General features: G+C 62.0%; 14 protein-coding genes. 5 read left to right on the forward strand and 9 right to left on the reverse strand.

All coding sequences use genetic code 11. The annotated features are described in order from the left end of the window. Positions 1-2: 2 nt before the first annotated feature. The 5 genes from BJD99_RS14115 to BJD99_RS14135 form a co-directional block, all read right to left on the reverse strand. On the reverse strand, positions 3-839 hold the full coding sequence (locus tag BJD99_RS14115; protein WP_084347619.1) for a mycofactocin-coupled SDR family oxidoreductase: 837 nt from the start codon (positions 837-839) through the stop codon (positions 3-5). Positions 840-902: 63 nt separating this feature from the next. Then, positions 903-1,646 (reverse strand): SDR family NAD(P)-dependent oxidoreductase, encoded by a 744-nt coding sequence (locus tag BJD99_RS14120; protein ID WP_084347621.1) that lies wholly within the window; start codon positions 1,644-1,646, stop codon positions 903-905. Next, complete coding sequence (locus BJD99_RS14125) at positions 1,643-2,584, reverse strand: 3-oxoacyl-ACP reductase (protein WP_084347623.1); 942 nt, start codon at positions 2,582-2,584, stop codon at positions 1,643-1,645. The genes BJD99_RS14120 and BJD99_RS14125 overlap by 4 nt, the downstream gene beginning before the upstream one ends. A 205-nt stretch (positions 2,585-2,789) precedes the next feature. Then, on the reverse strand, positions 2,790-3,272 hold the full coding sequence (locus BJD99_RS14130) for a nuclear transport factor 2 family protein (RefSeq protein ID WP_084347625.1): 483 nt from the start codon (positions 3,270-3,272) through the stop codon (positions 2,790-2,792). Further along, complete coding sequence (locus BJD99_RS14135) at positions 3,269-4,162, reverse strand: TIGR03619 family F420-dependent LLM class oxidoreductase (protein ID WP_084347627.1); 894 nt, start codon at positions 4,160-4,162, stop codon at positions 3,269-3,271. The genes BJD99_RS14130 and BJD99_RS14135 overlap by 4 nt, the downstream gene beginning before the upstream one ends. Before the next feature lie 209 nt (positions 4,163-4,371). Here BJD99_RS14135 and BJD99_RS14140 point away from each other — a divergent pair, with 209 nt between their 5' ends. Then, positions 4,372-5,265 carry an IclR family transcriptional regulator gene (locus tag BJD99_RS14140; RefSeq protein WP_084347629.1) on the forward strand — a complete coding sequence of 298 codons (894 nt, stop codon included), beginning with the start codon at positions 4,372-4,374 and terminating at the stop codon, positions 5,263-5,265. Between the two features lie 72 nt (positions 5,266-5,337). On the opposite strand, the gene BJD99_RS14145 is transcribed toward BJD99_RS14140, so the two are convergent. After that, positions 5,338-5,874, reverse strand: a complete 537-nt coding sequence (locus BJD99_RS14145; RefSeq protein WP_084347631.1) for a flavin reductase family protein — start codon at positions 5,872-5,874, stop codon at positions 5,338-5,340. A 195-nt stretch (positions 5,875-6,069) separates the two neighbouring features. Here BJD99_RS14145 and BJD99_RS14150 point away from each other — a divergent pair, with 195 nt between their 5' ends. From BJD99_RS14150 to bphC, 4 genes are all read left to right on the forward strand, one after another. Next, complete coding sequence (locus BJD99_RS14150) at positions 6,070-6,948, forward strand: alpha/beta fold hydrolase (protein ID WP_084347633.1); 879 nt, start codon at positions 6,070-6,072, stop codon at positions 6,946-6,948. After that, a complete protein-coding gene (locus BJD99_RS14155) occupies positions 6,945-8,660 on the forward strand; it encodes an FAD-binding protein (RefSeq protein ID WP_084347635.1) in 1,716 nt (571 codons plus the stop codon). The genes BJD99_RS14150 and BJD99_RS14155 overlap by 4 nt, the downstream gene beginning before the upstream one ends. 110 nt (positions 8,661-8,770) lie before the next feature. Continuing rightward, positions 8,771-9,949 carry an acyl-CoA dehydrogenase family protein gene (locus tag BJD99_RS14160; protein WP_084347637.1) on the forward strand — a complete coding sequence of 393 codons (1,179 nt, stop codon included), beginning with the start codon at positions 8,771-8,773 and terminating at the stop codon, positions 9,947-9,949. A gap of 28 nt (positions 9,950-9,977) precedes the next feature. Beyond that, positions 9,978-10,919 (forward strand): biphenyl-2,3-diol 1,2-dioxygenase, encoded by a 942-nt coding sequence (gene bphC / locus BJD99_RS14165; RefSeq protein ID WP_084347639.1) that lies wholly within the window; start codon positions 9,978-9,980, stop codon positions 10,917-10,919. 81 nt (positions 10,920-11,000) lie between these two features. Here bphC and BJD99_RS14170 read toward each other — a convergent pair whose 3' ends face one another. Genes BJD99_RS14170 through BJD99_RS14180 form a run of 3 tightly spaced genes read right to left on the reverse strand, consistent with a single transcriptional unit; the run spans position 11,001 to position 13,216 of the window. Continuing rightward, positions 11,001-11,792, reverse strand: coding sequence for an SDR family oxidoreductase (locus BJD99_RS14170; RefSeq protein WP_084347641.1), 792 nt, complete (start codon positions 11,790-11,792; stop codon positions 11,001-11,003). Between the two features lie 22 nt (positions 11,793-11,814). Next, the gene (locus BJD99_RS14175) at positions 11,815-12,075 is read right to left on the reverse strand and encodes a hypothetical protein (protein WP_084347643.1); all 261 of its coding nucleotides are present in this window, start codon (positions 12,073-12,075) and stop codon (positions 11,815-11,817) included. Continuing rightward, on the reverse strand, positions 12,053-13,216 hold the full coding sequence (locus BJD99_RS14180; protein ID WP_084347645.1) for a Rieske 2Fe-2S domain-containing protein: 1,164 nt from the start codon (positions 13,214-13,216) through the stop codon (positions 12,053-12,055). The genes BJD99_RS14175 and BJD99_RS14180 overlap by 23 nt, the downstream gene beginning before the upstream one ends. Positions 13,217-13,258 lie beyond the last annotated feature (42 nt).

Below are 13,258 nucleotides of genomic sequence, written 5' to 3' on the forward strand. Positions count from 1 at the left end.
CGTCAGCCGGTGACGCGCGCGGCGTTTCCGGCGTCGACCGGAAGCACCGTGCCGCTGATATGTGCACTTGCTTCAGCGGCGAAGAACAGGACGACGCGGGTGATCTCCTCCGCGTCGAGCCACGGCACCGGCTGCGCATGCAGGGATTGGAAGATGGGCGCGACGTCGTCTGCGGTCGGCTTTTCGAGGTCCGGCCGCATCATCGCGTACAGGGAATCATTGTGAATCATGGGAGTTGAAATGTTTCCCGGTGCAATCGTGTTCACGGTGATTCCGTGGGGTGCCAGATCCAGTGCGGCACTCTTGCTGAGGCCGATGACCCCCCACTTCGACGCTGCGTAGGCGGCCATATTGGTGTTTCCGGCGCGGCCCAGCATGGATGAGATCGTAATGATTCGCCCGTATCCACGACTGATCATCCCCGGTGCGACAGCACCGACGGTGTTGAAGACTCCGGTCAGGTTGGAGCCGATGGTTTCTGCCCACTGAGCTTCGGACATCGACTGCACCGGCGCGGCGACCGATACGCCGGCATTCGCGACAGCGATGTCGATGCGGCCCAGTTCTGACTCGGCGCGCTCCACGAGCGAGTTCATCGCCTGACGGTCACTGGTGTCGAAGGTGGCGCTGATCGCCTTGCGTCCGGTTGCCTGCACAAGCCGGACCGTCTCGTCGAGATCGTCCTGTGTGGCAAGCGGATACCGCACGACGTCGCGGTCCTCGCAACGATCGCACAGCACCACGTCGGCGCCTCGCTCAGCGAAAGCGATTGCGTGAGAGCGTCCTTGGCCTCGTGCTGCGCCGGTGATCAGGGCGACTTTGCCATCGAAACGTTCCATATGTAGTTCTCCTCCTGGTTGGTCTCTACCTCGGTGATGTTCAATGCAGCGGGTCGATCGACGTCAGCGCAGTTTGTTGCTTCCGCCGTCGGCCATCAGTGTCTGTCCGGTCATGTACTTGGAATCTTCGGAGGCGAGGAACACTGCCACCGGAGCGATATCGGTTTCGGGATCTCCGATTCGCTGTAGCGGGACCTTGGCGGCACTCGCTGCGGCGCGCTCTGGGTGTGCAGCCTGCCAGGCGCGCACGCCTTCGGTTGCTGCGAAGGGGCAGAGCACGTTGACTCTGATGCCGTCCGCGGCCCACTCGTTGGCGGCAACGCGGCTGAGCCCTCGAATTGCTTCCTTCGCTGCGGCATAGGAGGCCTGGGTGGGCATTCCGTCCAACCCGGAACCGGAAGCGAAGTTGATCACCGATCCGGAGGAGGCCTTCAGGTGGGGGTAGCAGGCCTGCATGAGGTGCACCGTGGGGTAGAAACCGGTGTTGAACGACAGATCGAACATCTCACTCGTCGTATCGACAAGCAGTGCCTGCCTTGACGCGTGAGCGTTGTTGACCAGTACGTCGACGGATCCGAAGGCGGCGACGGCAGCGTCGCAGATCGTCTGTGCCGAGTCGGGAAGCGAGATGTCGATGCACAGGAACTCGGCGTTCGGGCCCAGTTCGGCACTGAGTGCGGCTCCCTTTTCTTCGTCGATGTCGACGAAGAACACATTGGCACCTTCGCGGGCGAAGACGGTGGTGATCGCGCGGCCGATGCCGCCTGCGCCGCCGGTGATGATTGCCGTTTTCCCTTGAAGTCTCATCGGACGCTCATCGAATCGACGGCTGCCAATGCGGTCTTCTCGAGCTCTGCCACGCTGTATGCGGAGTAGGTCTCGTACTGGCCGCGACCGGAGAAGTACGGTGTCAGATTGTCCGACAGCTCGTCGATGGTGAATTTAGAACCTGTGGTTTGGAACGTGTTCTCGACCTTGGGCGCTGCCATCAGGGCAACCATTCTGCCGTATACGACGAAGACCTGTCCGGTGATTTCTTCCGAAGCTTCGCTGGCGAGGTAGTGGACGAGAGTGGCGACCCGGTCGGGGGAGAGCGGATCCTCGATCGCTTCCGGATCGGTGTTCTCCCCGAATGCCTGAGCGGTCATCGCGGTACGCGCACGAGGGCAGATTGCATTCGCCCGAACGCCGTAGCGCGAGAGCCCCTGAGAAGTCGAGAGTGTGAGGGCGACGATCCCGGCCTTGGCTGCCGAGTAGTTCGGTTGGCCGGCGGACCCGAAGAGGAAGGCCTCCGAAGCGGTGTTGACGACCCGACCGTAGATCGGGCCGCCGACCTCCTTGGAGAGCGCTCGCCAATGAACTGCGGCGGCATGTGAGGTGGCCGCGTGCCCCTTGAGGTGCACCCGGATGACATCGTCCCAATCCGATTCGGTCAGGTTGAAGATCATCTTGTCGCGAATGATCCCGGCGTTGTTGACCAGAATGTCCATCGAACCGAAGTTCTCTTTTGCCGACTGCACGAGTCGTTCGCCCAAAGACCAGTCCGAGACGTCCCCGAGGACCGCGATCGCCTGGCCGCCTGCGGCGATGATTTCGTCGGCGACGGACTGCGCATTGTCGCCGATATCGTTGACGACGACTGCGGCTCCCGCAGCCCCGAGAGCCATTGCTTCTGCACGGCCGAGTCCGGCACCTGCGCCGGTCACGATTGCTGTTCTTCCGGTCAATTCGAGTGCTGTGCTCACGAAAAGCCTCCATTCAAAATTAGAGTTAATTCTATTTCTAGCGCATATAAGCTGAATGCGCACGCTTTCGGTTCGTGAATCGCTCTTCGGAACCCCCGTGGCGGTGGTGCTCTGGACACCCGAGGCAGACAGCGACGGGACCGGGGCAATCCCCCGAAAAGGAGAGTGCCCCGGTCCCGTCCTGGTCGGCCTGAAACCGTCGTGGTCAGTCTCGAACGCCCTTCGCCAGCAGTTCCCGAGCTTCCGCGCGGCCGTCGAGCAGTCGGTTCGTACGTCGTGTCACCTTCCATTGCCCACCGATCTTGGACAATTCCCACCGGTTCGCGGTGATGCGAGCGACTCGGTACGCGTCACCGTCATTCAGGATCAACTGCGACTTGCACGTCACGACGGCCCGCTGCCCGTCCAATTGCACATGTCCGGGTTCGAGCAGGTGAGCGCAGCCACCATTGATGTAGCCCTGATGCGCGCGCGAGAGAACCATGGCCTTGATCTCGGCCTGGCCGTTCAGTACGCCGGTGTCGACGTCGTACACCCCGTCTTCGGTCCACAGATGCGCAACTGCCTCGGCCGATCCGCTGTCGACGGCTGGACCGTAGGTGGCCAGCAACTTCGTGATCGCGAGCGTGTCCTCGAGAGCATTCACTCGATCGAGGAGGTTCTGCAGCAGCTGGTCGGTGTCCGTCATGATGTTGCTCCGATCTGGTTCGAATGGAACTCCACGTCCAGCTCGTCGCCGATGGCGCGGAGGGTGGCGAGCTGATCGCAGTAGTGTTCCGCACTCGTTGCGTGGATCGACGCGCTCACGATAGTGGCACCGGCCTGGCGTCGGCGCTCGAGCGAGTCGGCGACTGCGGCTCTGTTGCCGAGTGGGTCGAGCGGCGCGCCTGCGCTCAAGACCACTTCGAAATCCTCTCGCTGCTCACCCTTTGCCAGCATGCTTTCGAGATCGCCGAGCGGCAGGCCGAACGGAACCCAGCCGTCGCCTTGGGATCGGGCTCGTCGAAGTGAGCGGGGGGTCCGTCCGCCGATCCACAAGGGCACTCGTGTCTGGACTGCGTGGGGCTTGACCACGAGGTTTTCGAAATCGTAGTGCGTGCCGTGATACTCCGGATTCGATTGCGACAGCGATGCCCGCAGTGCTGCGAGTGCGTCGTCTGCGCGGGCTCCGCGGCCCTCGAACTCGGCGCCGAGCAGTTCGAACTCTTCTTGGAGACTGCCGACTCCGAGACCGAGTATCAGCCGGCCGCCGCTGACGACGTCGAGTGTGCCGTAGCGCTTGGCAATGGCGAGTGGATGGTGATAACCGAGAACCAGAACCTGGGTGGCCAGCTTGATTCGGTCGGTGTGCGCGGCGAGGAAACCGAGTGTGGCCAGCGGATCCCAGTACGTTGCACCACGCTCGGCGGCGATATCGACCGGTACGGCGACGTGCTCACTGCAGGTCAGGTGATGAAATCCGAGTCGGTCGGCCTGGCGCGCAATGCGGACCAGCTCCTCGATGCCCGCGCCCGCCTCCCAGTCCGCCGCATTGCTCGGGTGTTGAACGACGATCGGGGACGTTATTCCAATGTGCATCGGTGACGCTCCGAGGTTGGACGAGAAGGTTGCATACCTCCATCTCTAGTACCTCTGGCGATCGGATGCGTCGGTAGTTCCCGTTCACCGGACTCGGTGCCGGCATCGGGATGGCGGACCCTCTTCTCTGTGAGGCGAACAACTGTTACCATTTCAAGAATTCATTTCAATTTTACCGGCAGGCTTACTGCCGATTGCGGAGGCACCGGATGAACTCGGTCGGTCCAAACACCTCAACACCCGGTGCTGCAGAAAAAAAGGATCTACCGCCTTCGATGGTGGAACGCATGACGTTGATCCTCGATGCGTTCGATGGTCGAGCTTCCCGCCTGACGTTGGAGGAGGTGGCCTGCCGTACGGAGCTGCCCAGGTCCACCGTGTACCGAATCCTCGACCAGCTGGTACGTCTGAACTGGGTCGACCACGCCAGCTTCGGCTATTGCCTCGGTCGCCGTTCGATCGGTCTCGGTGGAGGCGACAACAACCACAGTCAGGTCCGAGCTGCGGCCGCACCCCTGCTGCACAACTTGCATGTGCGCACCGGAATGGTCGTGCATCTCACGGTCCTCGACGGGGGCATGAGCGTGTACCTCGACAAGCTCGGTGGCCGCGGCGCGACCGCCATCCCGACCCGGGTCGGTGGTCGGGTACCCGCCCACACAAGCGCGAGCGGAAAAGCGATGCTGGCGTGGTTGGACCCGGAGGAAGTGGATCGGTTGCTCGGGGAACGCCTCGAACGTAGTACCGACACCACCATCTCCGACATCACCACGTTGCACAGCGAACTCAACCGCATTCGGCAGCGGCGCGGTTTGGCGTTCGAGCGGGGTGAATCCGTCCGCGGGATCGGATGTGTCGGTGCTGCTGTCCGAACGGTGGAAGGGCCGGTGGCCGGCATCTCGCTTTCCGGCGATGCGGGAATCGTCCAACTGGAACGGGTTGCTCCACTCGTCGTCGACGCGGTCCGCGAAGTCACCAAGACCATGTTTCCCGCCCTCGAAAACCCTCGCCGACGTTCTCTCGTTCCGCACGCGCACGAGAGCTCCTGGTCGACCGAAACGTTGGATCAGCTGCTGGCGGTTCAGTCCGGGCACTGGCTCTGATGTGCAAGCGTCGAACTTTGCTCGACGCTTGCACATCGGAAGTGTCCGCTGATTCGGCATAGCTTTCGGGCCTCAGGTGCCCGAGATGCCGGCCGTGTCGGCGAGGCCGAAGGCGCCGCGGTAGAAGACCATCGGGCGCTGCTCGCCGAGGGCTTCGAGGCCGAGAACTCGTCCGATGGCAATGTCGTGGTCACCGGCACGGTGGACTGTCTCCACTTCGCAATGCACGCGCGCCAACACATCCGGCAGGGCCGGAGTTCCCCAAGCCGATCGTGTCCAGTCCAGACCCTCGAACTTCGTTCCTCGACTGGAACCGAAGCGAGAGCACATGTCCCCCTGGTCCTCGCGTAGCACGTTGACGGTGAAGCGGCCGATCTCCTGGATGCGCGGCCAGGCGCGGCCCCGGTGATCGGCGCAGAACAGAATCAGTGGAGGTTCGAGTGAGACCGACGCGAACGACTGGCAGCAGAACCCGATCGGCCCGTCATCGGAGAGACCGGTGATCACGGTGACGCCACTGGCGAAGTGGCTCATGGCGTGGCGCATCTCGTGCGGCGTCGGTGCCGTGCTGACGGTGGTGAGGACGGATTCCATCGACTCGATCGACATCGCGCACCTTTCGGTTTCGTTGTGTCGCCGAGGCTTTCGGCGATCGAGTTCCAGGTTAGGTAGCTCCGTGCACACTCCGACAGTGCCGTCTCGTTCAGTGGAATCGGCCGGCGAACGCGGTCACGGATATCGGGTGGTCTCGCTGACCGGGATGAGGGACGATCCAGCGGCCTGCTGGTGGCAACGTGTGCGCACATGACCACTGTCTCGAGTGTCCAGGAAAGCTCGAAAAAGGAGCTTCGCACCGATCTCGGCGTACTTCGGTACTACGAAGCCGGCGACGGCCCACCACTGGTGCTGCTGCACGGATCGGGCCCCGGCGTCACGGGTTGGCGAAACTTTCGCGGCAACATCGATGTATTCGCCGAGCATTTCCACACCTACGTGCTCGAGTTTCCGGGTTTCGGTGTCAGCGACGACTTCGGTGGACATCCGATGGTCACTGCCATGGACGCGGTTTCGCGATTCCTCGACGGCCTCGGCCTCGACAAAGTTGCTTTGCTGGGCAATTCCATGGGCGGGATAGTCGCGACTCGATTCGCGATCGAACACCCCGAGCGAGTCTCGAAGCTGGTCACCATCGGTGGCATCGGAAGAAATATTTTCAGCCCCGGACCGGGTGAAGGTATCAAACTGCTGATGGAGTTCACCGACGATCCGACCAGGGATCGCCTCGTTTCTTGGTTGCACTCCATGGTGTACGACCCCGCCATGGTCACCGAGGAACTGATCGAGGAACGGTGGGTCCAGGCAACTGATCCCGAGACCCTTGCGAGTGCCCGGAAGATGTACAGCAGCGCGGCTTTTGCCGCAAATGCGGCGGCCGCTGCGAAGTCGACGGAGGCACCGTACTGGGCTCAGCTGCACCGCGTACAAGCTCCGACCCTGCTGACCTGGGGTCGAGACGATCGCGTGAGTCCAATGGACATGGCGCTGCTGCCGATGCGTCTGATACCCAATGCCGAACTACACGTATTCCCGAAGTGTGGTCACTGGGCGATGATCGAACAGAAAGCCGCCTTCGAAAGTGCAGTAATTGCTTTTCTTCTGAGAGAGGACGCCGTCCAAAAATGAGTATCGATTCGGAACAGTTCGACGAAACAGTCGATTTCCTCATCGTGGGAAGCGGCGGCGGAGGTATGGCTGCCGCAGTAGCAGCAGCCAACCGCGGGCTCGACACCCTCGTCATCGAAAAGGGTGTGACATACGGCGGTTCCACCGCGATATCCGGCGGCGGCATTTGGATCCCGAATGCTCCCACTCTCGTGGAGAAGGGTGTCGTCGACTCTCGTGAGTCGATCCGCACGTACCTGGACAGCATCACCGACGGCACGGTCCCGGCAGAGCGTCTGGATGCGTTCGTCGACAACGGTCCAGCGTTGATGCAGCTGCTGGACAAGAGTCCGCACATGAAGTTGTACTGGGTCAAGGGCTACTCCGACTATCACCCCGAGAACGAGGGTGGCAGCGCATTGGGTCGCACTATCGAATGCCAGCCGTTCGATACCCGTGCACTCGGCGACGACGAGAAGTTCCAGCGTCCCAACAGCATGAAGGGCCCGCTCGGACTCTGGGTCACCTCGAAGGATTACCACGACCTCGCGATGGTGAAGCGTACGTGGAGGGGTCGTCGAGCATCCATGGTCGCGGCGTGGCGGGTGGCGTCGAACGTCGTTCGTCGACGCCACATGGCGACCGGTGGACGCGCTCTCGTGGCGCGACTGCGGATGGTCCTCAAAGACTCCGGTGTTCCGGTATGGCTGCAGACCTCGATGACCGAGCTCATCGTCGACGACGCCGGAGTGGTACGCGGAGTCGTGGCACAGCGCGGCGACGACACGATCCGCATCGCGGCTCGAAAAGGTGTCCTCCTCGCTACCGGCGGATTCGAGCACAACTTGGAGATGCGTTCGCGCTACCTGCCAGAGCACGGAACGGCCGACATCAGTTCCGGTGCTCGCGAGAACACCGGTGACGGAATCGTTGCCGGCCTTGCCATCGGCGCCGATGTCGCATTGATGGACGACGCATGGTGGATGCCTTCCGTTCTGCATCCGATGGGCGCGGTCATCCCGTTGGTCTCCGAGCGCTGCATTCCGCCGTCGGTGATCGTCGACAGCATGGGACAGCGGTTCACCAACGAATCCTCTCCCTACGTGAACTTCGTTCACGACCAGCTCGAAGGTGGTCACGTTCCGGCTTGGTTCGTGATGGATACCAAAGCCCGGTCGCGTTACCCGTTTGCACAGGTGCTGCCGGGAATGCCTTTTCCTCAGGGTTTCTACGACTCGGGGGTCGTCCACAAGGCCGACACTCTCGCGGAACTTGCCGCGAAGATCGACGTCCCTGCCGACGCGCTCGCCGCCACCATCACTCGATTCAACGGGTACGCGCGGTCGGGTAAGGACGAGGAATTCGGTCGGGGTGACAGCGCCTACGACCGCTACTACGGCGATCCCACCATGAAGAACCCTTGTCTCGACGAGATCGATCGTGGTCCTTTCTATGCAATTCGTTGTGAGCCCGGTGATCTTGGCACGAAGGGCGGGCTCAGCACCGACGCTCATGCCAGGGTTCTTCGCACCGACGGTTCCGCAATCGAGGGCCTCTACGCGACCGGTAATACATCCGCATCGGTGATGGGGAACGAGTACGCGGGAGCGGGAGCGACGATCGGACCGGCGATGGTGTTCGGCTACATCGCAGCCGAGCATGCTGCCGATGCACAGGGCACGGTGTCGTCGATCGATCGAGCACATTCGAACGGGCGCACCAAGCGCGTCTGATCCGCTCCGGAGGAACCCCTTTCTTCCGCAGTGGAAAAAATGCAGTACAACGGAGAAGACGACCGCCTGCGCACATCGGCCGGGCAACGAAGTAGAAAGCCGAGATCATCATGGGTCAGGTTCTTGACAACATCTCACAGTTCGCCGACGAGATTCGCGCAGAGGGCGTCGAAGGAGACAAGCTGATGCGCTTGTCCGATGCCTCGGCGAAGCGCCTACGCGACGCCGGAGTCATGCGCATGCTGGCGCCGAAAGAGTACGGCGGCTACGAGTCTCACCCTCGCGAATTCGCAGAGACCGCGATGGGTATCGGTGCCATGGACGGTGCCGCAGGCTGGGTATCCGGGATCGTCGGCGTCCATCCGTGGGAGCTGGCTTTCTTCGATCGCAAGGCTCAGGACGAGGTGTGGGGCGAAGACAACGACATGTGGATGGCCTCGCCGTACGCACCGATGGGTGTCGCGACGCCTACCGACGGCGGCTACATCCTCAACGGACGGTGGTCGTTTTCCTCGGGCACCGATCACTGCGGTTGGATAATGATCGGTGCCGCACTCGGTGACGCCGAAGGCAACCGCGTGATGCCTCCGAAGATGCTGCACGTGTTGCTTCCACGCTCGGACTACGAGATCGACCCGGACAGCTGGAATGTGGTCGGACTGCGCGGAACCGGATCCAAGGACCTCATCGTCAAAAATGCGTACATTCCGGATTACCGGACTCTGGCTGCAGAGAAGGTGATGAACGGGATGGCGGCGAAGGAGTTCGGGCGAGAGCAGACTCTCTACAACTTCCCGTTCTCGTGCATTTTCCCGCTCGGGATCACCTCGTCACTGATCGGCATCGCCGAAGGCGCCCTCGGATGCCATCTCGACGCGCAGCGAGATCGGGTAACAGTGTCGGGAACAGCCATCAAGGAAGATCCGTATGTGTTGTTCGCTATCGGCGATGCAGCCGCGGAGATCGCGGCCTCCCGTGCCGCAGTACTCGAGACCGTGGATCGCTTCTGGGACATGACCGAGAAGAAGCAGGAGATCACCTTCGAGATGCGAGCTATCGGCCGTCGCACGCAGACTGCTGCAGCATGGCGAGCAGTACGGGCAGTGGATGAAATTTTCGCCCGTTCAGGTGGTGGCGCTCTTCATGTGAAATTCCCGATGCAGCGGTTCTGGCGTGACGCGCATGCGGGACTCTCTCATGCTGTTCACGTTCCCGGTTCCATTTTCCATTCCTCGGCTTTGACACAGCTCGGCGGTGAGCCGCAAGGCATCCATCGCTCGATGATCTGACAAGCCTCCTCCACGAAAGGTACTTACGATGACGGAAATACGCGGTCTGGGCTATCTCAGAATTCAGACGAAGGATGTGCCCCGCTGGCGCGAACTCGTTGTCGACGGGCTGGGCATGGCCGTCGGATCGGGACCGGAGGCCGACGGCCTCTACTTGCGCGTCGACGAGCGTCGATCCAGGCTCATCGTGTTGCCCGGCGACACCGACAAAGCGTTGGCTGTGGGCTGGGAGGTCCGTGACCAGTTCGCTCTTCAGCGCGTCCGTGAAGCGGTGGAGAAGTCGGGTCGAGCTGTCGAGGTCCTGTCCGAGGAAGAATCGCTCTATCGCGATGCCGAGCAAGTGATCGCATTCGACGACCCGTCGGGCACCCGCGTCGAGGTGTTCTTCGGAGCGGTTCTCGATCACAGCCCGGTGGTAACTCCGCACGGTGGACGGTTCGTCACCGGTCCGCAGGGACTCGGCCATGTCGTTCTGCCGACACCGGCAATCGACGAGACATACGCGTTCTACACCGACGTGTTGGGTTTCCTGCCGCGTGGGGCCATCCGCGTCGGTCCTCCCGGGGCCGGACCTGCACGGCGAGTGCGGTTCATGGGTGTCAACGAGCGGCATCACAGCTTGGCATTGTGCCCGGCCCCGCACAGCCAGGATCCAGGCATGGTGCATCTGATGACCGAGGTCGACACTCTCGACGCGGTGGGTCAGGCTCTCGATCGGGTAGCGAAGCTGGGATTCTCCATCTCCTCCACGCTCGGTCGCCACACCAACGACAAGATGGTCTCGTTCTACGTCCGCGCACCGGGTGGATGGGATCTCGAATTCGGCACCGAGGGCAAGCTCGTCGACGAGAGGTACTACTCCTCGGAGGAAATCACTGCCGACAGCTACTGGGGACACGACTGGTCCGGGTCGGAGATGCTCGCAGCATTCGCGCCGACTCCGTCCGCTGAGGCAGCCCAAGGAAACTGACGGCAGCCCAACGAAAAGCGCTGCGCATTCATATGAATGCGCAGCGCTTTTGGCGTATCGGAAGGCCTTCGCCGAAGTGAATCAGCCTCGGTTGAGTAGCTTCCTCATACCTGCGGCAGCTTTTTCGACCATCTCTCCGCGCGGGAACCCGCTGCGGCTCTTGGCGGTCTCGTAGTGTCCACCGGCGACCCAGACAGGCCCGTCGGTGATGTGTTCGAGCCCTTCGCGGGCTACGTCTGCAGGCTCGGAGACACGCATTCCGGGTATGTCGAAGTTCAACCCGGCGCGTGCCATCGCTGGGGTCCGTGTGACCCCGAGGACCAGGTCGACGACGTGTACGCCGAATGGTGCCAGCTCCAGCCACAGACCCTCGGCGAAGATACGCCCGAAAGCCTTCGAAGCCGCGTAGACGCTCTGGTGTTCGGAGCCCATGTAACCGGCCATCGAACCAACCAGGATGATGCCGCCGCGCCCGCGCTCGCGCATCGCAGCACCGAAGTAGTGCGACAAATGCAGTTGCGACGTGATGTTGAGGTCGATCACTTGCTGGAAGCCGGACAGGTCGCCGGTGACGAACTCATGCCCGTAGCTGTTCGCGCCTGCGTTGAAGATCAGCAAGCCGACTTCGAGATCCTCGGTCGCGGTACGAATAGCGTCGACTGCATCGGCGTTGAGCAGATCGAGTGCCAGCGTCCGCACCTCGACGCCGTTCGCGCGCACGCGAGTCGCGGTCTCCTCTAGCGGGCCGGGCTTGCGAGCGATGAGAACGAGGTTGAAACCTGCCTTGCTCAACTGGTCGGCGAATTCCGATCCGACGCCTTCGGAACCGCCGGCGATGACCGCCCAGGGACCGTACTGCTTGATATCGATCATGGAAGAGCCTTTCTGAAGAGCGTCAGTCGACGACGATCGGCGTCGGGACCGGATCGCTGTCGGTGACGACGACGTCGCCGCGGTTGGCAGCATCGACGATGCTTGCGCTCAGTGCGTGACAACCCCGGCTGGGTGCGCCGAGCCGGCCGTCGTCGGGAGCAACGTTGTCGATTTCATGGCAGAGAGCGCGTGCTGCTTCGTCCCACTGGATCGATGTGTGTTCCCAACTGTTCTTCGCAACGAGCACCTGCGCACTGCACTCACTGCACCGAAGCGGTTGCATTCTGCTCCTCCAACTTCCGAGCGACGTTGGCTTCGACTTCCTTCTTCCACGACTCGACAGGACGTGTGGTGTCCAGCTCGAACTCGAATCGTTCCGTCATCTCCGGAGTTACGTCGGCTACGTCGACGTAGAACTGCTGGTACCACCGGCGAAGCTGGTAGACCGGACCGTCTTCCTCGCAGAGCAGCGGGTTTTCGATGCGTGACTTGTTCTTCCAGATCTCGATGTCCTGTTCGAAGCCCTTGGCGATGAAGGTTCCGAAGTTCCTCGCCGTTTCCTCGGCGGCATCGCCTTGGAGTTCGGCGGATTTCTGGACGATCATGCCGTACTGCAGAACGAACTTGTTTGCGCTGACCGGGTAGTGGCAGTTGATCAGCACCGAATTCACGTCGTGGGTATCGAACTTGTACGTCAGATCATCGACCATGAAGGAAGGTCCGAAATAGGTTGCATCCGAACTGTTGCCGAGCGACTTGGGCTGGCCGGCTGTGTTCGGACGCATGTCCTCACGTGACTGCCCGTTCATGTACTGGCTGGCGACGTGCCCTTCGAACACGTTCTTGAAGTAGGTGGGGAAGGAGTAGTGCACGTAGAAGAAGTGCGCCATGTCGACGATGTTGTCGACGACCTCACGGCAGTTCGTGTCCACCTCTGTGCGGTACCAGACCCAGTCGGACCAACCATCGTCGAGTGCGCCCTCGATGCGGGGAATGGTCACCTCTGCCGGCGGGGCGTTGCCCTCGGGATCGTTCCACACGAAGAACATGCCGTCCTGGTCGAGGACATGCCACGAACGCGTACGTGCCAGCGGGGGCACGCGACGCGCGTAAGGAATGCTCTTGCACTTTCCGTTGCTTCCCCAACGCCAATCGTGGAACGGGCAGGCGACCTCGTCACCCTTGATCGTTCCCTGAGTGAGGTCGCCACCCATGTGGCGGCAGTATCCGTCGAGGACGGCGAGCGTGCCCGAGCTGTCGGCGAAGACGACAAGCTTGGTCCCGAAGGCCTCGATGGAGTGGGGCTTGCCGTCCTTGAAGTCGGCCGACAAACCGATGCAGTGCCAACCGCGGGCGAAGCGCGTGGGCGCGGCGCCGGCTTCGATCTCTCGTACTTCTTCGCTCGTGTTCTGCTGGATGGTCACAGTGGTCCCGTCCTGTCTTGTGGAGAAGTCCAACGGCGATCT

This window comes from Rhodococcus sp. 1163 (genome assembly GCF_002091985.1).
Lineage (GTDB): Bacteria > Actinomycetota > Actinomycetes > Mycobacteriales > Mycobacteriaceae > Rhodococcoides.

Bases quoted from the DNA above. Each gene is read 5' to 3' on its own strand.
- bphC (WP_084347639.1), top strand. From the start codon at position 9,978: ATGACGGAAATACGCGGTCTGGGCTATCTCAGAATTCAGACGAAGGAT.
- BJD99_RS14130 (WP_084347625.1), bottom strand. From the start codon at position 3,272: ATGACGGACACCGACCAGCTGCTGCAGAACCTCCTCGATCGAGTGAAT.
- BJD99_RS14145 (WP_084347631.1), bottom strand. From the start codon at position 5,874: ATGTCGATCGAGTCGATGGAATCCGTCCTCACCACCGTCAGCACGGCA.
- BJD99_RS14160 (WP_084347637.1), top strand. From the start codon at position 8,771: ATGGGTCAGGTTCTTGACAACATCTCACAGTTCGCCGACGAGATTCGC.
- BJD99_RS14155 (WP_084347635.1), top strand. From the start codon at position 6,945: ATGAGTATCGATTCGGAACAGTTCGACGAAACAGTCGATTTCCTCATC.
- BJD99_RS14175 (WP_084347643.1), bottom strand. From the start codon at position 12,075: ATGCAACCGCTTCGGTGCAGTGAGTGCAGTGCGCAGGTGCTCGTTGCG.
- BJD99_RS14140 (WP_084347629.1), top strand. From the start codon at position 4,372: ATGAACTCGGTCGGTCCAAACACCTCAACACCCGGTGCTGCAGAAAAA.
- BJD99_RS14115 (WP_084347619.1), bottom strand. From the start codon at position 839: ATGGAACGTTTCGATGGCAAAGTCGCCCTGATCACCGGCGCAGCACGA.
- BJD99_RS14120 (WP_084347621.1), bottom strand. From the start codon at position 1,646: ATGAGACTTCAAGGGAAAACGGCAATCATCACCGGCGGCGCAGGCGGC.
- BJD99_RS14170 (WP_084347641.1), bottom strand. From the start codon at position 11,792: ATGATCGATATCAAGCAGTACGGTCCCTGGGCGGTCATCGCCGGCGGT.
- BJD99_RS14135 (WP_084347627.1), bottom strand. From the start codon at position 4,162: ATGCACATTGGAATAACGTCCCCGATCGTCGTTCAACACCCGAGCAAT.
- BJD99_RS14150 (WP_084347633.1), top strand. From the start codon at position 6,070: ATGACCACTGTCTCGAGTGTCCAGGAAAGCTCGAAAAAGGAGCTTCGC.